The 18,936-nt window shown below is 71.6% G+C and carries 18 protein-coding genes; 9 read left to right on the top strand and 9 right to left on the bottom strand.

Annotated elements, in window-relative coordinates; all coding sequences use genetic code 11:
• Positions 1-4 precede the first annotated feature (4 nt).
• A complete protein-coding gene (locus tag AVW11_RS08645) occupies positions 5-673 on the bottom strand; it encodes an ABC transporter permease (protein WP_060176996.1) in 669 nt (222 codons plus the stop codon).
• 3 nt (positions 674-676) lie between these two features.
• Complete coding sequence (locus AVW11_RS08640; RefSeq protein WP_030846012.1) at positions 677-1,375, bottom strand: ABC transporter permease; 699 nt, start codon at positions 1,373-1,375, stop codon at positions 677-679.
• A 150-nt stretch (positions 1,376-1,525) separates the two neighbouring features.
• On the opposite strand from AVW11_RS08640, the gene AVW11_RS08635 reads away from it, so the two are divergent.
• Positions 1,526-2,491 carry an ABC transporter ATP-binding protein gene (locus AVW11_RS08635; RefSeq protein ID WP_060176997.1) on the top strand — a complete coding sequence of 322 codons (966 nt, stop codon included), beginning with the start codon at positions 1,526-1,528 and terminating at the stop codon, positions 2,489-2,491.
• A gap of 75 nt (positions 2,492-2,566) precedes the next feature.
• On the opposite strand, the gene AVW11_RS08630 is transcribed toward AVW11_RS08635, so the two are convergent.
• Positions 2,567-3,676 carry an alpha/beta hydrolase gene (locus AVW11_RS08630; RefSeq protein ID WP_030846009.1) on the bottom strand — a complete coding sequence of 370 codons (1,110 nt, stop codon included), beginning with the start codon at positions 3,674-3,676 and terminating at the stop codon, positions 2,567-2,569.
• 152 nt (positions 3,677-3,828) lie between these two features.
• On the opposite strand from AVW11_RS08630, the gene AVW11_RS08625 reads away from it, so the two are divergent.
• From AVW11_RS08625 to AVW11_RS08600, 6 genes are all read left to right on the top strand, one after another.
• Positions 3,829-5,679 (top strand): phosphatidylglycerol lysyltransferase domain-containing protein, encoded by a 1,851-nt coding sequence (locus tag AVW11_RS08625; protein ID WP_030846007.1) that lies wholly within the window; start codon positions 3,829-3,831, stop codon positions 5,677-5,679.
• A gap of 160 nt (positions 5,680-5,839) precedes the next feature.
• Positions 5,840-6,712 (top strand): dihydropteroate synthase, encoded by an 873-nt coding sequence (gene folP / locus AVW11_RS08620; protein ID WP_030846005.1) that lies wholly within the window; start codon positions 5,840-5,842, stop codon positions 6,710-6,712.
• Between the two features lie 29 nt (positions 6,713-6,741).
• Positions 6,742-7,185 carry a nuclear transport factor 2 family protein gene (locus tag AVW11_RS08615; RefSeq protein WP_030846003.1) on the top strand — a complete coding sequence of 148 codons (444 nt, stop codon included), beginning with the start codon at positions 6,742-6,744 and terminating at the stop codon, positions 7,183-7,185.
• 132 nt (positions 7,186-7,317) lie between these two features.
• Positions 7,318-7,677 carry a dihydroneopterin aldolase gene (gene folB / locus AVW11_RS08610; RefSeq protein WP_030010912.1) on the top strand — a complete coding sequence of 120 codons (360 nt, stop codon included), beginning with the start codon at positions 7,318-7,320 and terminating at the stop codon, positions 7,675-7,677.
• Positions 7,674-8,282 (top strand): 2-amino-4-hydroxy-6-hydroxymethyldihydropteridine diphosphokinase, encoded by a 609-nt coding sequence (folK, locus tag AVW11_RS08605; RefSeq protein WP_030846001.1) that lies wholly within the window; start codon positions 7,674-7,676, stop codon positions 8,280-8,282. Before folB ends, folK begins: the two co-directional genes overlap by 4 nt.
• 52 nt (positions 8,283-8,334) lie before the next feature.
• Complete coding sequence (locus AVW11_RS08600) at positions 8,335-8,823, top strand: DUF3180 domain-containing protein (protein WP_030845999.1); 489 nt, start codon at positions 8,335-8,337, stop codon at positions 8,821-8,823.
• A 21-nt stretch (positions 8,824-8,844) separates the two neighbouring features.
• Here the strand turns inward: AVW11_RS08600 and folE are convergent, their stop codons facing one another.
• From folE to dacB, 6 genes are all read right to left on the bottom strand, one after another.
• Positions 8,845-9,453, bottom strand: a complete 609-nt coding sequence (folE, locus tag AVW11_RS08595) for a GTP cyclohydrolase I FolE (RefSeq protein ID WP_030845998.1) — start codon at positions 9,451-9,453, stop codon at positions 8,845-8,847.
• Positions 9,454-9,558: 105 nt separating this feature from the next.
• On the bottom strand, positions 9,559-11,583 hold the full coding sequence (ftsH, locus tag AVW11_RS08590; RefSeq protein WP_030845996.1) for an ATP-dependent zinc metalloprotease FtsH: 2,025 nt from the start codon (positions 11,581-11,583) through the stop codon (positions 9,559-9,561).
• Between the two features lie 204 nt (positions 11,584-11,787).
• Entirely contained in the window at positions 11,788-12,348 is a 561-nt protein-coding gene (gene hpt / locus AVW11_RS08585) for a hypoxanthine phosphoribosyltransferase (protein WP_030228417.1), read from the bottom strand.
• A 65-nt stretch (positions 12,349-12,413) separates the two neighbouring features.
• Positions 12,414-13,484, bottom strand: coding sequence for a tRNA lysidine(34) synthetase TilS (gene tilS, locus AVW11_RS08580; RefSeq protein ID WP_030845994.1), 1,071 nt, complete (start codon positions 13,482-13,484; stop codon positions 12,414-12,416).
• Positions 13,485-13,796: 312 nt separating this feature from the next.
• Positions 13,797-14,948: a zinc-dependent metalloprotease gene (locus AVW11_RS08575; RefSeq protein WP_030845992.1), complete on the bottom strand. Its 1,152-nt coding sequence runs from the start codon at positions 14,946-14,948 to the stop codon at positions 13,797-13,799.
• Between the two features lie 38 nt (positions 14,949-14,986).
• Positions 14,987-16,459, bottom strand: a complete 1,473-nt coding sequence (gene dacB / locus AVW11_RS08570) for a D-alanyl-D-alanine carboxypeptidase/D-alanyl-D-alanine endopeptidase (RefSeq protein WP_079250562.1) — start codon at positions 16,457-16,459, stop codon at positions 14,987-14,989.
• Positions 16,460-16,592: 133 nt separating this feature from the next.
• On the opposite strand from dacB, the gene AVW11_RS08565 reads away from it, so the two are divergent.
• Positions 16,593-17,087 (top strand): inorganic diphosphatase, encoded by a 495-nt coding sequence (locus tag AVW11_RS08565; RefSeq protein ID WP_030031597.1) that lies wholly within the window; start codon positions 16,593-16,595, stop codon positions 17,085-17,087.
• A 177-nt stretch (positions 17,088-17,264) separates the two neighbouring features.
• On the top strand, positions 17,265-18,908 hold the full coding sequence (locus tag AVW11_RS08560; RefSeq protein WP_030845983.1) for a threonine/serine exporter family protein: 1,644 nt from the start codon (positions 17,265-17,267) through the stop codon (positions 18,906-18,908).
• Positions 18,909-18,936 lie beyond the last annotated feature (28 nt).

The following is an 18,936-nucleotide window of genomic DNA, read 5'->3' as shown; positions in this document are numbered from 1 at the left end:
GGAATCAGCGGTGGGCGCCGGTCCGGGGCAGCAGCCGTTCCGCCGCCACCAGTACGCCCTCCACCAGCAGGGCCAGGGCGGCCACGAGCAGGGCCCCGGCGACGACCTGCGGGGTGTTGTAGGTGTTGAAGCCGGCGGTGATGATCCGGCCGAGGCCGCCCTGCCCGACCATGGCGGCGATCGTGGCCGTGGCGATGACCTGCACGGAGCCCGAACGCAGCCCGGTCATCACCAGGCCGCGCGCGAGCGGGAGTTCCACCCGCCAGAAGAGCTGCCCGCCGGACATGCCCATCCCGCGGGCGGCCTCCACCACCGAACGGTCCACCCCGCGCATGCCGACGTAGGCGTTGGTCAGCAGCGGCGGGACGGCGAACAGCACGAGGGCGGCGACCGTCGGCAGGTAGCCCGCGTTGCGCAGCGGGGAGACCATGAAGAGCGCCAGCACCGCGAAGACCGGAACGGCCCGACCGGCGTTGGAGACGTTGACCGCGAGGGTTCCGCCCCGGCCGAGGTGGCCGAGGTACAGGCCGACGGGCAGCGCGATCGCGCAGGCGATCGCCAGGGCGAGCCCGCTGACGTAGACGTGCTCGCCGAGCCGGTGCCACACACCGTTCTCCCCGGACCAGTTGGCGCCGCTCGCGAGCCACTCCCAGGCCCCTGCCGCCACACCCATGGGTCAGGCCCCCTTCGCACGGCCGGCCGGCCGGACGCCGGCCCGCGTCCACGGCGTGAGCAGCCGCTGCAGGCCGAGCAGCAGCAGGTCCGCGACGAGCGCCAGCAGCACGCACAGCACCGACGCGGTGAGGACCTGCGCCTTGAAGGAGCTGTTCACCGCGGGCGCGATGAGGTTGCCGAGGCCGCCCTTGCCGACGATGGAGCCGACCGTGGTCAGCGCGACCGTCGAGACCGTGGCGATCCGTACGCCGGCGAGCAGCGCGGGCAGCGCCAGCGGCAGTTCCACCTGCCACAGCAGCCGCCCCGGGCCGTATCCCATGCCGCGCGCGGCCTCCCGCACCTCCTCGGGGACCGCCTCCAGGCCGGCCAGCGCGTTGCGGACCAGGATGGTCAGCGAATACAGCACCAGACCGGTCACGACCAGCGCCGCCGAGAGCCCGAAGACGGGCAGCAGAAGGGAGAACATGGCCAGCGAGGGGACCGTGTAGAGCAGGGTGGTGAAGGTGAGCACCGGCGCCGACCAGCGCCTGCCGCGGCGGGCCAGCAGGGCGAGCGGCACGGACACGACCAGGCCGATCAGGACGGACGCGCCGGTGATCCACACGTGCTCGACGGTGGCATCGGTGAGCTCCTGGGAGCGGGAGGTGACGTAGTCCCAGCAGATCCAGTCGTTCGCCACCAGGCAGTTCTGCCCCGACACGCGCCCCACCCCCCGTCTCCACACGCACACACGCTCGATCACCCGGCCTTGAACGACCCTAACCCCCCTCGCAGTCGATGGCCGGAATCCTTCGCACGGGGGCAACACGCCCTTCACAATCGGGCGGCGCCCGTGGGGAAAGATGGGTCCGTGATCCGATTCGAGCATGTGACCAAGCGCTACCCCGACGGGACGACGGCCGTCGAGGACCTGTCCTTCGAGGTGGCGGAAGGAGAGCTCGTCACGCTGGTCGGGCCGTCCGGCTGCGGCAAGACGACCACGATGAAGATGGTCAACCGGCTCATCGACCCCACCTCCGGCCGGATCCTGCTGGACGGTGAGGACATCGCGGCCGCCGACCCGGTCGAGCTGCGCCGCCGCATCGGGTACGTCATCCAGCAGGTCGGGCTCTTCCCGCACAAGACCGTGCTGGAGAACACCGCGACCGTGCCGCAGCTGATCGGCACCCCCAGGGCCGCGGCCCGCGCCCGCGCGGCCGAGCTGCTCGAACTGGTGGGCCTGGACCCGTCGGTGTACGGCGGCCGGTACCCGGAGCAGCTGTCGGGCGGGCAGCGCCAGCGCGTCGGCGTCGCCCGCGCGCTCGCCGCCGATCCGCCGGTGCTGCTGATGGACGAACCCTTCGGCGCGGTGGACCCGGTGGTGCGCGAGCGGCTCCAGAACGAGTTCCTGACCCTGCAGAAGACCGTGCGCAAGACGATCCTGCTGGTCACGCACGACCTGGAGGAGGCGATCCGGCTCGGCGACCGCATCGCGGTCTACGGGACGGGCACCATCGAGCAGTTCGACCGGCCGGCGGCGGTGCTGGGAGACCCCGCCACCCCCTACGTGGCCTCCTTCGTCGGCGCCGACCGCGGCCTCAAGCGGCTCGCCGTCACCACGCTCGGGGCCGGCGACCTGGCACCGGCGGAGGGGCCGCAGCCGCCGCGGACGTCGGTGGCGCTCGGCGCGACGCTGCGCGAGGCGCTCGCCGCACTGCTCCAGGAGGACTCCGGCCGCATCGGCGTCACCGACCCGGACACCGGCGAGCTGGCCGGCGTACTGACTCCCGAGGGTGTCCACCGGGCGCTGCGCCGGGCGCAGTTGCAGGAGGCATGAGAAGGCGGAGGGGATGAGACGAAGGGCCCGACCTCCCGGTCGGGCCCCTGCTCCGGCCGCCGCACCGCACGACCGTCAGGCCTGGATGCGGCCGCTCATCCACACCAGCATCGGCGGGATCTCACGGCGCCACGTGTTGAAGTTGTGGCCGCCGCTGTCGAGGATGATGGACGAGACCCGGTCCGGGCCCTGCACCTTCTTGATGAACTTCCTGGTGTCCGCGAGGTTCGGCTCGCCCTTCTCGCTGCTGGTGACGAGGAAGGACGTACCTGCCGGCTTCTTGTTCTCCATCACGTGCAGGATGTCCGCGCGCTTCTTCAGCTTCTCGTCGCCGTGGAACAGGTCACCGGTCGTCGGGTCGTCGGGAGCGTCGTAGTAGGCGGACAGGCCCGCGGCGGCACCGAACGTCTGCGGGTAGTGCGCGGCGATCTTCAGGGCGCAGTAACCGCCCGTGGAGTTGCCGATGAAGCCCATGTTCTCGGGCTTCTTGCCGACCCGGAAGGTGTCCTGGATGGCCTGCGGGAGGTCCACCCCGAAGAAGGTCTCGGTCTGCGGGCCGCCGGGGATGTCGACGCACTCGGTGTCCCGCGGGGGCGCCACCGTCGGACGCAGCATGACCAGGATCATCGGCTTCATCTTGCCCGACTTGGACAGGCTGAAGGCCTTCATCGGGTAGTCGAGCCCTTTGATCAGGTTCTCCGCGGTGCCCGGGTAGCCCGTCAGGACGACGGACACGGGGAAGTTCTCGTCCTTGTGCTGCGGCTGGAAGTACTCCGGCGGCAGCCACACGTAGCCCGGGCTCGTTATCTTCGACTTCTGCCCGGATATGGCGACCTTCAGGATCTGACCGCCCACCTGGGGCTTGGCGCCGCCGGGCACGTCCAGCTTCTGCTTGTCGACGACCTTGATGTCCTTGCTGCTCATCGAGTGGTCGACGACCTTGCCCATCGACGTCTCCTGGCCGAACAGGTCGGCCCAGGAACCGTAGAACAGGAACGACTTGTTGGCCGCGAGGCCCACAGCCGAGAACAGCGCCAGCTGGGTCGCCAGCAGGAGCCCGATCCGGCCGGCGAACGCACGCCAGGTGCGGCCGGAGAGCTTCGGCCAGAACCAGATGGTGGCGGCGAACAGCAGCACACCGGCGAGGACGGCCAGCGCCAGGACCGTATTACTGGTGAGACCCATGAGCAGTCAGTCGACTTTCTGATGGCAGGACTGGAAATTTCCGGCGGAAGAGTGAACCCGTTCCCCGCCGCTGTCGTCCTAAGGGACGCACCACACACCGGAGGCTGTCGCGGCCTTCGGCCACTTGATCTCTCGCGGAGCAACGGGAAGCGATGTCTAGCAGGATAGATGGCGATAAGTCGGGACAGGTTCCGAGCCGGATCCGCCGAATCCTCAGAGGCCCACAGCCGGAGGCGGTGCCCGGCCTGGTAGGTACGGCCGTCACGATCGTCGGCCTTCTGGACATCGCGGCGGGTGTCTTCCCGCGCTTCCGGCACAGCCGGATCCACGCGGTCACCGAAGTGCTGCCGGGTTCCCTCGGCCCGTTCGCGGCCGCCCTCTCGATCAGCGCGGGCGTCCTGCTCCTGCTGCTCGCCCACGGCCTCAAGCGGCACAAGCGGCGCGCCTGGCGGGCCGCCGTCGTCCTGCTGCCGGCGGGCGCGGCGGCGCAGTTCATCTACCGCAACTCGATCATCGGCGTGGTCATCGCGGCAGTGCTCCTCGCGCTGCTCCTGCGCCACCAGGGCGAATTCAGGGCGCTGCCCGACCCGCGCAGCCGCTGGAAGGCACTCGCGAACTTCGTCCTCATGAGCGCCGGCTCCATCGGCCTCGGACTGGTCATCGTCAACGTCCACCCGGGCAAGGTCGTCGGCAACCCGGGCCTCTCGGAGCAGCTCTCCCACGTCATCCAGGGCCTCTTCGGCTACGAGGGCCCCGTCGCCTACGCCGGCCGGGTGTCCTGGACGGTCGGCTACTCCCTCGGCGCCCTCGGCATGCTGACCGCGCTGACCACCATCTACCTGGCCTTCCGCCCCGAGCACCCGGCCGCCCGCCTCACCGCCGACGACGAGGCCCAGCTGCGCGGCCTCCTCGCCAAGCACGGCGGCCGCGACTCCCTCGGCCACTTCGCGCTCCGCCGCGACAAGGCCGTCGTCTTCTCCCCCAGCGGCAAGGCCGCCGTCACCTACCGCGTCGTCTCCGGCGTGATGCTCGCCTCCGGCGACCCCATCGGCGACGTCGAGGCGTGGCCCGGCGCGATCGAGCGGTTCATGGAGGAGGCCAAGGCCCACGCCTGGACGCCGGCCGTCATGGGCTGCAGCGAGACCGGCGGCGAGGTCTGGACCCGCGAGACCGGCCTGGACGCCCTGGAGCTGGGTGACGAGGCGATTGTCGATGTCAAAGACTTCTCCCTTTCGGGCCGCGCCATGCGCAACGTCCGCCAAATGGTGAAGCGCATCGAGCGCAACGGCTACACCACCAAGGTCCGCCGGGTCAGCGAGCTGACCGAGGAGGAGCTGGAGCAGGTCCGCGGCGCCGCCGAGGCCTGGCGCGGCACCGACACCGAGCGCGGCTTCTCGATGGCCCTGGGCCGGGTCGGCGACCCGGGCGACGGCGACTGCTTCATCGCCACCGCACACCGCGTCGAGGAGGGCGACACCAGCCCCTTCGGCGACCTGAAGGCCATCCAGCACTTCGTACCGTGGGGCAAGGACGGCATGTCGCTGGAGCTGATGCGCCGTGACCGCGGCGCCGACCCCGGCATGAACGAGCTGCTCATCGTGGCCTCCCTGGAGGCCGCCCCCTCCCTGGGCATCGAGCGGGTCTCGCTGAACTTCGCGATGTTCCGCTCGGCACTGGCCCGCGGCGAGAAGATCGGCGCCGGCCCCGTCCTGCGGATGTGGCGCAGCCTGCTGGTCTTCCTCTCCCGCTGGTTCCAGATCGAGTCGCTGTACAAGTTCAACGCGAAGTTCCGCCCCCGCTGGGAGCCGCGCTTCGTGGTCTTCCGCGCCACCCGCGACCTGCCCCGCATCGGCTTCGCCGCGATGCAGGCCGAGGGCTTCGTGACGCTGGCCCTGCCGCGCCTGTTCGCCGGCCGCCGCCGTCCCAAGCCGGTCCGCACCTGCACGCACAACCTGGTGGCGGCCGTCCCGAAGCAGGTCGAGCGCGAGGTCCAGGCCGCGTAGCCCGCGCCCCACCCGCGACATCCCCGAAGGCCCGGCCGGCCCCCGCCCGGGCCTTCGGCGTACCCCACCCGGGTCCCGCAGCCGGGGTCGGGGCGGGGCGGGCTCGGCCCGGGAACCGCGGCAGGAGCTGTCCTGTCCAGGTCAGCCCTACCCTTGACCCATGAACACGAAGCGCGGAGCCACCGGCCGGGGCCGGGTCGCGGGACTGCCGGACTGGGACCGCTGCGCGGTCATGGGCGTCGTCAACGTGACCCCCGACTCCTTCTCCGACGGCGGCCGCTGGTTCGACACCACCGCCGCCGTCAAGCGCGGGCTCGACCTCGTCGCCCAGGGCGCCGACCTCGTCGACGTCGGCGGCGAGTCCACCCGCCCCGGCGCCACCCGCGTCGACGAGGAGGAGGAGCTGCGCCGCGTCGTCCCCGTGGTGCGCGGCCTGGCCTCCGAGGGCGTCACCGTCTCCGTCGACACCATGCGCGCGGCCGTCGCCGCCCGGGCCGTCGACGCCGGCGCCGCCCTGGTCAACGACGTCAGCGGCGGCCTCGCCGACCCCGCCATGATCCCGGCCGTCGCGGCGGCCGAGGTCCCCTTCGTGGTCATGCACTGGCGCGGCTTCAGCGCCGACATGAACAGCCTCGCCGTCTACGACGACGTGATCGCCGAGGTCACCGCCGAGCTGCGGGCCCGCATCGACGCGGTCGTCGCCGGCGGCATCGCCCCCGAGCGGCTCCTCGTCGACCCCGGCCTCGGCTTCGCGAAGAACGCCGAGCACGACCTGGCCCTGGTCGCGCACATGGCCGACCTGCGCGCCCTCGGCTTCCCGCTGCTGGTCGCCGCCTCACGCAAGCGCTTCCTCGGCCGGGTCCTGGCCGGCGGGGCCGACGCCGCCCCGCCTCCGGCCCGCGAACGCGACGCCGCCACGGCCGCGGTCTCCGCGATCGCCGCCCACCAGGGCGCCTGGGCCGTACGGGTCCACGAGGTACGGGCGACCGCCGACGCGGTTCGGGTGGCCCGCGCCGTGGAAGGGGCACTCTGACCCCCATCGACGGACCGACAAGGAGAACGGTGAGCAGAACCGACATCGAAGCGGTCGAAGAGGTCAACACGGCCTTCTACGAGGCAATGGAGCGGGGGGACTTCGACGCTCTGTCGGCGCTCTGGCTGGAGGACGAGATCTCCTGCGTACACCCCGGCTGGCCGGTGCTCTCGGGCCGCGGCGAGGTACTGCGCTCGTACGCGCTGATCATGTCCCACACCGAGTACATCCAGTTCTTCCTCACCGACACCAAGGTGGCCGTCATAGCCGACACGGCCCTGGTGACCTGCACGGAGAACATCCTCAGCGGCGGCCCCGCCGAGGACGGCGGAGAGCTCGGCCCGCTCGTCGGCCAGCTGGTCGTCGCCACGAATGTGTTCCGACGCACATCCGAGGGCTGGCGCCTCTGGTCCCACCACGGTTCTCCCGTCCTCACGGAGTCCGACGAGGACGACGAGGACCCCTCCTCCTGACCCCTACGGCGGGTACCGGACTGTTTCGCAGGTAAATTCGAAGTCGGACGACGCCGACCGCACTCGGCGCAGGCCCATGGCCCCGGGGCAGCCCCGAGGCCGGAAGCACCTACGAAAGCAGGAGTGATTCGCGTGGATCGTGTCGCGCTGCGCGGCCTCAAGGCTCGCGGGCACCACGGCGTCTTCCCCCGGGAACGCGAGGAAGGCCAGACCTTCATCGTCGACCTGGTGCTGCACCTCGACACCCGCCCCGCGGCGGCCGGGGACGACCTGGCGAAGACCGTGCACTACGGGGTGGTCGCGGAAGAAGTCGTCGACGTCGTCCAGGGCGAGCCCGTCGACCTGATCGAGACCCTGGCCGAGCGGATCGCCCAGCAGTGCCTCAAGCACGAAGCGGTGGCGCAGGTGGAGGTCGTCGTCCACAAGCCGGACGCACCCATCACCGTCCCCTTCGACGACGTGACCATCACGATCACCCGGAGCCGCGCATGAACAACGGACTGAACGCCCAGAGCGACCCCACCGTCCAGCCGGTACCCGCCTGTGTCGTCGAGACGGTCGACGCGGCGGACGTGACCCTGTCCAACCCGAAGGGGGCCGTCATCGCGCTCGGCGCGAACCTCGGCAACCGGCTGGAGACCCTCCAGGGCGCCATCGACGCCCTCGGCGACACCCCCGGCCTGCGGGTCAAGGCCGTCTCCCCCGTCTACGAGACCGAGCCGTGGGGCGTCGAGCCCGGCTCGCAGCCCTCGTACCTCAACGCCGTCATCGCGGTGAGGACCACCCTGCCCCCGTCCTCGCTGCTGGAGCGCGGGCACGCCATCGAGGAGGCGTTCGACCGCGTCCGCGAGGAGCGCTGGGGCCCGCGCACGATCGACGTCGACATCGTGGCGTACGCCGACCGCGTCTGCGACGACCCGGTCCTCACCCTCCCGCACCCCCGCGCCCACGAGCGCGCCTTCGTGCTGGCCCCCTGGCACGACATCGACCCGGAGGCCCAGCTCCCGGGCCGCGGCCCGGTCTCCGCCCTCCTGGCCGGAATCGGCCTGAGCGGCGTCACGCCGCGCCCCGACCTGGAACTCCACCTCCCCGAGTAGTCGTTAGCCTGTGGACTGCTGACGGACTGTGCGGAAGGCGGGGAGCGGGCAAGTGAAGCAACTGAGGCCGGGGATCCTGGCGGGCATCTTCGTGGTCGCCGGGATCCTGTCCTGGGCCGGTGCCCGGCTGTGGAACGCCTACGGCACCCTGCCGGGCGTTCCGCTGGCCGCGCCGATCGTCCTGGCGGCCATCGCCGTGGTGCTGCTGGCCACGGCGCTGTCCCTGAAGGCCCGGCTCAAGGCCCAGCGGGAGCGCCGCCCGGGCGCGAAGGGCGTGGAGCCGCTGATGGCGGCCCGCGCGGTGGTCTTCGGGCAGGCCAGTGCGCTGGTGGCCGCGCTGGTGGCGGGCATGTACGGCGGTGTGGGGGTCTTCCTGCTGACCGACTCCCTCGACGTCCCCGCCCGCCGCGACCAGGCCTGGTACGCCGGCTTCTCCGTCCTCGCGGGCATCGCGGTCATCGCCGCCGCGCTCTTCCTGGAGCGCGTCCTGAAGCTCCCCGAGGACGAGGACCCCACCCCCGAATCCCCCGCCCGGGCCTGAACCCGGGCGGGTGGGCGCCGGTCAGCGGGCCATGATCAGGCTCATCGCCTCGTTGCGGGTGGCGGGGTCGCGGAGCTGGCCGCGGACCGCCGAGGTGATGGTCTTCGCGCCGGGCTTGCGGACCCCGCGCATGGTCATGCACATGTGCTCGCACTCGATGACGACGATGACCCCGCGCGGATCCAGGATCTCCATCAGGGAGTCCGCGATCTGCGTGGTCAGGCGCTCCTGCACCTGGGGGCGGCGGGCGAAGACGTCCACCAGGCGGGCCAGCTTCGACAGGCCGGTGATCTTGCCGTCGGTGGACGGGATGTAGCCGACGTGCGCCACGCCGTGGAACGGGACCAGATGATGCTCACATGAACTCATGACTTCGATGTCCTTCACGAGGACCATCTCGTCGTGACCCAGGTCGAACGTCGTCGTCAGGACCTCTTCGGGCTTCTGGTACAGGCCGGCAAATATCTCCCGATAGGCGCGCGCCACACGGGCCGGGGTCTCCAGGAGTCCCTCACGGTCCGGGTCCTCGCCGACCGCGATCAGGAGTTCACGGATCGCCGCCTCCGCGCGCTTCTCGTCGAACTCGCCGATCCTGCCCTCGTCACCGGTCAGGGTCACTGGGTCGGTCATCTCATCCTCGTTCCTGTCCGCACACGCGGTCGTACAAATGTGCCGCGCCCCCCAGGCTAGAACCTGGGGGGCGCGGCTTCCATTCCGGGTGGGTCGACCCTCCGGTTACTCGGGGCGGTCCTCCGGAGCCACCTCGATGCCCTTCTCCGTGGAGACCGGCGCGACGGCGGACATGCCATTCGCCGCGTTCGTCAGCTGCAGCTCCTTGGGGGAGAGCACCGGCGGACGGGTGGAGGGGGTGCGGCGGGAGGATCCGGTCCACGCGGGGCGGGCCGGACGCTTGACGATGGTCGAGAAGATCTCGGCGATCTCCTCCTTGCCCAGCGTCTCCTTCTCCAGCAGCGCGAGGACCAGGTTGTCGAGGACGTCGCGGTTCTCGACGAGGATCTCCCAGGCCTCGTTGTGCGCGGTCTCGATGAGCTTCTTGACCTCTTCGTCGACCAGCGCCGCGACCTCTTCCGAGTAGTCCCGCGGGTGCGACATCTCGCGGCCCAGGAACGGCTCGGTGTTGTCGCCGCCGAACTTGATCGCACCGAGACGCTCGGTCATGCCGTACTGCGTGACCATGGCCCGCGCCGTGGCGGTGGCCTTCTCGATGTCGTTCGCCGCGCCCGTGGTCGGGTCGTGGAAGACCAGCTCCTCGGCCGCGCGCCCGCCCAGCATGTACGCCAGCTGGTCGAGCATCTCGTTGCGCGTGGTCGAGTACTTGTCCTCGTCGGGCAGGACCATGGTGTAGCCCAGAGCCCGGCCGCGGGACAGGATCGTGATCTTGTGGACCGGGTCGGAGTTCGGCGAGGCCGCCGCGACCAGGGCGTGGCCGCCCTCGTGGTACGCGGTGATCTTCTTCTCACGGTCCGACATGATCCGGGTCCGCTTCTGCGGGCCCGCCACGACGCGGTCGATCGCCTCGTCCAGCATGTGGTTGTCGATCAGCTTCTTGTCCGAGCGGGCCGTGAGGAGCGCGGCCTCGTTCAGGACGTTGGAGAGATCGGCACCGGTGAAGCCGGGGGTGCGGCGGGCGACGGCCGAGAGGTCGACGTCCGGGGCGACCGGCTTGCCCTTCTGGTGGACCTTGAGGATCTCCAGACGGCCCTGCATGTCGGGACGGTCGACCGCGATCTGCCGGTCGAAGCGGCCCGGGCGCAGGAGCGCCGGGTCGAGGATGTCGGGCCGGTTCGTGGCGGCGATCAGGATGACGCCGCCCTTCACGTCGAAGCCGTCCATCTCGACGAGCAGCTGGTTGAGGGTCTGCTCGCGCTCGTCGTGGCCGCCGCCGAGGCCCGCACCGCGGTGCCGGCCGACGGCGTCGATCTCGTCGACGAAGACGATCGCCGGGGCGTTGGCCTTGGCCTGCTCGAACAGGTCGCGGACACGCGAGGCACCGACGCCGACGAACATCTCGACGAAGTCGGAACCGGAGATCGAGTAGAAGGGAACACCGGCCTCGCCCGCGACGGCACGCGCCAGCAGGGTCTTTCCGGTGCCGGGCGGGCCGTAGAGGAGCACGCCCTTGGGGATCTTGGCGCCGACGGCCTGGAACTTCGCCGGCTCCTGGAGGAACTCCTTGATCTCGTGGAGTTCCTCGACGGCCTCGTCCGAGCCCGCGACGTCGGCGAACGTGGTCTTCGGGGTGTCCTTGGTGATGAGCTTGGCCTTGGACTTCCCGAAGTTCATGACTCGGGAGCCGCCGCCCTGCATCTGGTTCATCAGGAACAGGAAGACAACGACGATGAGGACGAAGGGCAGGAGCGAGAGCAGCACGCTCAGGAACGGGCTGGTCTTGTCCGGCGTGACGGAGTAACCGTCCGGGATCTGACCGGCGTCGTACTTGGTCTGGAGGCTCTGGGCGAGCTGGACGCCCTGATCCCCGATGTAGTTGGCCTGGAACTTGGTGCCGTCGTGCTTGCCGAGCTTCTGGCCTTCGCTCAGCTCGATCTTGATCATCTGGCTGTCGCCGGTGGTCAGCTTGGCTGTCTCCACCTGGCCAGTGTTGATCGCCTTGATGACCTCGCTGGTGTCCACCGACTTGTAGCCGCCGCCGGAGCCGACGACATTCATCAACACGACCACGGCGAGGACGGCCAGCACGATCCACATGACCGGCCCACGGAAGTATCGCTTCACGTCCATCCATACGGGGCGCCAGGCACCCCGTCCCTCCTGCCCGTAGGTAAATGCTGCTGTGTGAGTAAAGACTGTTCTTCGGAATGTACCCCTGAATTGTCACCCGCGGCCCGTGGGACGGGTGACAGACCCGCCTTCCCCTGCTCCAACGGCGGGAATCGCCCCCAGGTTCCCCGGCCGGGCCGGGGATCGCCCGGGGGCGGCGCGGCGTCAGCCGCCGTAGACGTGCGGGGCGAGCGTGCCGACGAACGGCAGGTTGCGGTACTTCTCCGCGTAGTCGAGGCCGTAGCCCACGACGAACTCGTTGGGGATGTCGAAGCCGACCCACTTCACGTCGATCGCGACCTTCGCGGCCTCGGGCTTGCGCAGCAGCGTGACGACCTCGAGGGAGGCCGGCTGGCGGGAGCCCAGGTTCGACAGCAGCCAGGACAGCGTCAGACCGGAGTCGATGATGTCCTCGACGATCAGGACGTGCTTGTCCTTGATGTCGGTGTCCAGGTCCTTGAGGATCCGCACCACACCGGAGGACTGGGTCCCGGCGCCGTACGAGGACACCGCCATCCAGTCCATGGTGAGCGGGGTGGACAAGGCGCGTGCCAGGTCCGCCATCACCATGACCGCGCCCTTGAGGACGCCCACGATGAGCAGGTCCTTGCCCGCGTACTCCGCGTCGATCTTCGCGGCCAGCTCGGCCAGCTTCGCGTCGATCTCTTCCTTGGTGATGAGCACCGACTGGAGGTCGCTGCCCATGTCCTTCTCGTCCACCCGCATCACTTTCGTTGTCGGCCGGGGCTCCGGGGTGCCCCCCGGAGGACTCAGCCGTGTTTCAGCACCAATCAGCCCTGCCGGATGACAAGTCTGCCACCCTGCCGCTGGGCCTCCACCCGGCCGGGCAGGTTGATGGCGCCCTGACCGCGCCATCCGGTGATGAGACGGTCCACTTCCTCGATGTGGCGGGCGAAGAGGGAGCCCGCGGGGGACCCGGCGGCGACGACGGCCCTGCGCAGCACCCGGCGGCGGACGGCCGGGGGGAGGGCGTACAGCTTGGCGCACTCCAGGCGGCCGTCCTCGTCGCGTACGCCGCGGTCGGCCTCGGCGGCCCAGGCGTCCAGGGCGTCGGCGTCGTCGCGGGAGAGCTGGGCGGTGCGGGCGAGTGCCTCGACGACGCCCTTGCCGAGCGCCTTCTCCAGGGCGGGCAGTCCCTCGTGGCGCAGGCGGGAGCGGGTGTAGGCGGGGTCCATGTTGTGCGGGTCGTCCCAGACGGCCAGGGACTGGACCATGCACGCCTTGCGCGCGGTCTGGCGGTCGACCTGGAGGAAGGGGCGGCGGTAGCGGTGGCTGCGGCCGGGTCCGCCGGGGCCCTGCGAGACCTCGGGCATGCCGGAGAGCGAGCGGATGCCGGATCCGCGGGCGAGTCCCAGCAGGACGGTTTCCGCTTGATCGTCCCGGGTGTGGCCGAGCAGCACGGCGGCGGCGCCCAGGCGGTCGGCGGCCTCGTCCAGGGCGCCGTAGCGGGCGTCGCGGGCAGCGGCTTCGGGGCCGCCGTCACGGCCGACGCGCACGGCGACGGACTCCACCGGGTCGAGGCCGAGGGCGGTCATGCGGGTGACGACCTCGGCGGCGCGCTGGTCGGAGCCGTCCTGCAGTCCGTGGTCGACGGTGACGCCGCCGGCCCGGATGCCGAGTTTGGGGGCCTCGAAGGCGAGGGCCGAGGCGAGGGCCATGGAGTCGGCGCCGCCGGAGCAGGCGACGAGCACGAGTGGCGGGGTGCCCGCGCCGGTGCGACGGTCGGCACGGGGGATACCTCCGGACGGGGTCCGGGGGAGGTCGGTGAGCTCGGTGAGGACGTCGTGGAGTACGCGGCGGACCGCCAGGCGTATCGCCGCGACCGCAGGATGGGGACCCATGTCCGGTGCCCTTCGATGGAGTTCGGATGCCTCGGAGGCTTCGGGTGGTGTGCTGGGGGGCGCTCGCCCGGCCGCCCCCGCGAAACGGAGAGGATGTCACTCAGAGTGCATTGATGGTGACAGAGCCGAGCCGTTCCCCGAGCATCGCACGCCCTTCTACGGCTCACGGTCCCTCGGACGGGTGATGCTGCTTCCCCCAGTGAGACATGTTTAGGCCTCTTCGTCGCGTGTGGCAGGGGTGAACGCGGGGGAAGCGGCGGGGGATGCGCGGGCACGGGCGCCCCGTCGCGCGGCGGGCCCGTGCTTGCGCTGTCACCCCTCGCGGTCCTCTGCGCCCCCCTCGCCGCCCTTGCCGTGGACGCGGGCCACCCAGTCCGCGGGCCGGTCGATCTCCGCCTTGGTGGGCAGCGTGTTCGGGGAGGTCCACACCCGGTTGAAGCCGTCCATGCCGACCTGGCCGACGACGGCCCGCACGAAGCGCTCGCCGTCGCGGTACTGGCGCAGCTTGGCGTCGAGGCCGAGCAGCTTGCGCAGGGCGGCGTCGAGCCGGCCCGCCCCGTTGGCGCGGCGCTGCTGGAACTTCTCGCGGATCTCGGCGACCGAGGGCACCACCTGGGGGCCGACACCGTCCATGACGAAGTCGGCGTGGCCCTCCAGCAGGGACATGACGGCGGTGAGGCGGCCGAGGATCTCGCGCTGCTCGGGGGTCTGCACGAGCTCGACGAGGGAGCGGCCCTCGTCCCCGTGCTCGGCGTCCGGGCGGGCGCCGGCGAAGGACTGCGCGGCGTCCCGGATGCGTTCCAGGACGGTCATCGGGTCCACTTCGGTGGCGCCCAGGAACGTCTGGATTTCGCCTTCCAGGTGGGCGCGCAGCCACGGGACGGCCGTGAACTGGGTACGGTGCGTCTCCTCGTGCAGGCAGACCCACAGCCGGAAGTCGTGCGGGGCCACCTCCAGCTCGCGCTCGACGTGCACGATGTTCGGGGCGACGAGCAGCAGCCTGCCGCCCGCCGCTGCGGCCGGCAGGTCGCGGGAGGCGGGGGCGAAGGTCTCGTACTGTCCCAGGACCCTGGAGGCCAGGAAGCTCAGCAGCATGCCGAGCTCGACGCCGGTGACCTTGCCGCCGACCGCGCCGAGGACGGCCCCGCCGGGGGCGCTCGCGCGGCGGTCCTGCATCTTGCCCAGGAGCGGCAGGAGCAGCTCCCGGAATCCGGCGACGTTGGCCTTGACCCAGCCGGCCCGGTCGACGACCAGGACGGGGGTGTCGGGGACGGCGGCCCCCTCGGGGATCATCCGGGTGAACTCGCGCACGTGCCGTTCCGAGGTCCTGGCGTGCCCGCGCAGCTCGGCGACGACGGCCCGCGCCTCGTCCCGGGTGACCTCCGGGCCGGGCCGTACCAGCCGGGTCGCGGTCGCCACCGCGAGGTTCCAGTCGACCATCTCCGCACCACTGATGCTCGTCATGCGTCAACCGTACGTGGGCGAGGCGTCCGGCGGACCCCCTACGGAGCGCCCGCGACGGCCGCGGCCAGCTTGTCGAGGCCTTTCTCGGCGCCCTCGGGGCCGGGGCTGCCGGCGGTCAGGAAGGCGAAGGCGAGGAGCCTGCCGGTGGAGTCGACGACGGTGCCGGACAGGGAGTTCACTCCGGTGAGGGTGCCGGTCTTGGCGCGGACCAGGCCGGCGGCGGGCGAGGTGCCCGCGTTGCGGGCGCGCAGGGTCCCGGTGAATCCGGCGACGGGCAGCCCGGTGAGGACGGGACGCAGCTCGGGGTGCCGGGGGTCGGCGGCCTTGGCGAGCAGCCCGGTCAGCAGGCCGGCGCTGACCCTGTCGGCGCGGCTGAGGCCGCTGCCGTCGGCGAAGCGGGAGCCCGTCATGTCGACGCCGAGGCCGGTGAGCCGGGCGGTGACGGCCTTCTCGGCCCCTTCGAAGCTGGCGGGCAGGCCGGAGGCGAGGGCGGTCTGCCGGGCGAGGGCCTCGGCGATGTCGTTGTCGCTGTTGGTCAGCATGCGCTCGACGAGTCCGGCCACCGGGGTGGACTGGGTGACGGCCAGCGGCTGGGCGCCGGCGGCGGCCTTGGCCCGGGCGGGTTCCCCGGTGACCTTGATGCCGCGTTCGGCCAGCAGGGTGCGGAAGGCGCGGGCGGCGGCCCCGGCCGGGTCGTCGGTGCGGTCCACGGGCCCGGAGGTGGAGTCGTCGGGGCGGCCCTCGTCGGCCGCCAGGGCGGTCACGGGGGCGATGTTGGGGTTGACGCCGATCGGGTGCCGCACGGGGCCGCTGTAGAGGCTGTCGTCGTATCCGAGGGTCACCGTCTCGGTGCCGGCGGCCCTGAGGGCCTGGGCGGCGTCGGCGGCGAGGGCGACGAGGCTGCCGCCGGATCCGGCGGGGCTCTTCTTCTTCGCGGTGAGGGAGGGGTCGCCGCCGCCGACGAGGACGACCTGGCCGGGGATGGCGCCGGGGACGACGGTGGTCCTGATCCGGTGCTCGGGCCCGAGCGCGGCCAGCACGGCCGCCGCGGTGGCGATCTTGACGGTGGAGGCGGGGGTCATGGCGTTGCGGGCGCCGGACTCGTAGAGCACCTGCCCGGTGGCGGTGTCCACGACGGAGGCGGTACGCACGGTGCCCAGTGCCGGGTCGGCCAGCAGCGGCCCCAGCCTGGCGGCCAGCGTGCCGGACGGGGCGGCCGCGGCGGCCTGCCCCCGCGGGACGCCGGGGCCGACGGCGCCCAGCACCCCGGGGGCGCTGGGTGCGGCCTGCGGAAGGGGCCCGGCGCCGGCCGCGCCACCGTGATCTGCGCCACCCGTACGGCCCCAGGAGGCGGCCTTGTCCCGCTCGGCCTTACGCTGGCCGGAGTCCCACGGACCGGCGGCGGCCACCGCTGCCACCGACAGGGCGAGGCCGGCGACGGCCGCACCCGCGGTGAGCTGCCACGTCTTCACCAATGGCACCTCGGACCAGCCCCTTTCGCGATCACACATATGCGTGAGGGACACTTAACCACTGCGTCTTGCCGCGAGCATGGCACCCCACCCGACAGGGATGGGCCGGACGCGCACGCAGTTGAATCAATGCCGTCTCGAAGCAATGAAGCTGATCATGGAGGAGCAGGACGTGGAGTTCGACGTCACCATCGAGATCCCCAAGGGTTCGCGGAACAAGTACGAGGTGGACCACGAGACCGGCCGGATCCGTCTGGACCGTCGCCTCTTCACCTCGACCAGCTACCCGGCCGACTACGGCTTCGTCGAGAACACCCTCGGCGAGGACGGCGACCCGCTGGACGCGCTGGTCATCCTTGACGAGCCCACCTTCCCGGGCTGCCTGATCAAGTGCCGCGCCATCGGCATGTTCCGCATGACGGACGAGGCGGGCGGCGACGACAAGCTGCTGTGCGTGCCGGCCTCCGACCCGCGTGTCGAGCACCTGCGCGACATCCACCACGTCTCCGAGTTCGACCGCCTGGAGATCCAGCACTTCTTCGAGGTCTACAAGGACCTGGAGCCGGGCAAGTCGGTCGAGGGCGCGAACTGGGTCGGCCGCGCCGAGGCCGAGGCCGAGATCGAGGCCTCGTACAAGCGCCTGGAGGCGCAGGGCGGCCACCACTGAGCCCACGCTCGGCGGTGACGGGCCGGGGCCACTGCCCCGCGCCCCCGTGACATGGCGGGCGGCATCCCCTCGGGGATGCCGCCCGCCGTCGTGTTCCCGGGCCGGAGAACCAGGTTTCGACGGGGAGGAAACGGTTCCGCATACTGATACTCCGGGTGATCACGAACGGGAGGACGCGTGGCGGAGGCCGACGGGGCGGAGGACAGGAAGCCCCAGTCCGACGAGGCGCACAGCGCCTTCGCGCCGCCTCCCGGCATGGAGCCGGGAGTCCCCGAGGACGAGCAGCCCACCTCGGAGTTCGTCCGCCCGCCGCACACCGAACCGGCCCCTCCCGAGCAGGAGGGCTCCGCCTTCGCCGCGCCGGCCACCTACAGCGCCGCGCAGTCCCCGCCCGCCTACACCCCCGGCCAGGGCTTCCCCGTCGCCCAGATGAAGGAGTCGCCCTGGCAGGACCGGATGCGCACGATGCTGCGCATGCCGGTCGACGTGCGCCCCGTACCGGACCTCGTGCAGCGGCCGAGCGAGGCGGGGCCCGCCGTGGGGCGCGTGCTCGACCTGACGCTGCGCATCGGCGAGCTGCTGCTGTCGGGCGGCGAGGGCTCCGAGGACGTGGAGGCCGCGATGTTCGCCGTGGCCCGCTCCTACGGGCTGGACCGCTGCGAGCCGACCGTCACCTTCACCATGCTGTCGATCACGCACCAGCCGTCGCTGGTCGACCACCCTGTCTCGGCGAGCCGGACCGTACGCCGCCGGGGCACCGACTACACCCGCCTGGCGGCCGTGTTCCGGCTGGTGGCCGACATCAGCTCGCCGGACGCCGACATCACGCTGGAGGAGGCCTACCGGCGCCTCGCCGAGATCCGGCGCAACCGGCACCCGTACCCCACGTGGGTGCTCACGGCGGCTGCCGGGCTGCTCGCCGGGGCCGCCTCGACCCTGGTCGGCGGCGGGGTGCTGGTCTTCTTCGCGGCCGCCCTCGGAGCCGTGCTCGGCGACCGGCTCGCGTGGCTGTGCGCCGGGCGCGGGCTGCCGGAGTTCTACCAGTTCGTGGTCGCCGCGATGCCGCCGGCCGCCTTCGGGGTGGCCCTCAAGCTCGCGGAGATCGAGAACATCAAGGCCTCCGCCGTGATCACCGGCGGGCTGTTCGCGCTGCTGCCGGGGCGGGCCCTGGTCGCGGCCGTGCAGGACGGCCTGACGGGCTTCTACATCACCGCGGCCGCCCGGCTCCTGGAGGTCATGTACCTCTTCATCGGCATCATCATGGGCGTGCTGGTCGTGCTCTACCTCGGGCTCCAGTTGGGCGCCGCGCCCAAACCGGAGGAGGTCCTGCAGATCACCCAGCGGCCGCTGGTGCAGATCGCGGCGTCGATGGTGCTCGTCTTCACCTTCGCGATCCTGCTCCAGCAGGAGCGCTCCACGGTGTGGATCGTGACCCTCAACGGCGGGGTGGCGTGGGTGACGTTCGGGGCGCTGCACTACGCGGGCGGGATTCCGCCCGTGCCGTCCACGTGCGTCGCTGCCGGGCTGGTGGGCCTCTTCGGGCAGCTCTTCTCCCGCTACCGCTTCGCGTCCGCCCTGCCCTACGTCACGGCCGCCATCGGGCCGCTGCTGCCCGGCTCGGCGACGTACTACGGGCTGCTGCTGATCGCCGAGGACCGGCTCAACGAGGGCCTGGGCTCCCTGGTGAACGCCGCGGCCATCGCGCTGGCCATCGCGATCGGGGTCAACCTGGGATCGGAGACCTCCCGGCTGTTCATGCGCATCCCCGGTGCGGCGAGCGCCAAGGGCCGCGCCGCGGCGAAGCGGACCCGCGGCTACTGACCGCCCCCTGCCGCCCCGGCCCGGCCCC

This window comes from Streptomyces amritsarensis (genome assembly GCF_001953875.1).
In the GTDB taxonomy this organism is placed as follows: domain Bacteria; phylum Actinomycetota; class Actinomycetes; order Streptomycetales; family Streptomycetaceae; genus Streptomyces; species Streptomyces amritsarensis.
This window is presented reverse-complemented; position numbering and strand designations above follow the sequence as displayed.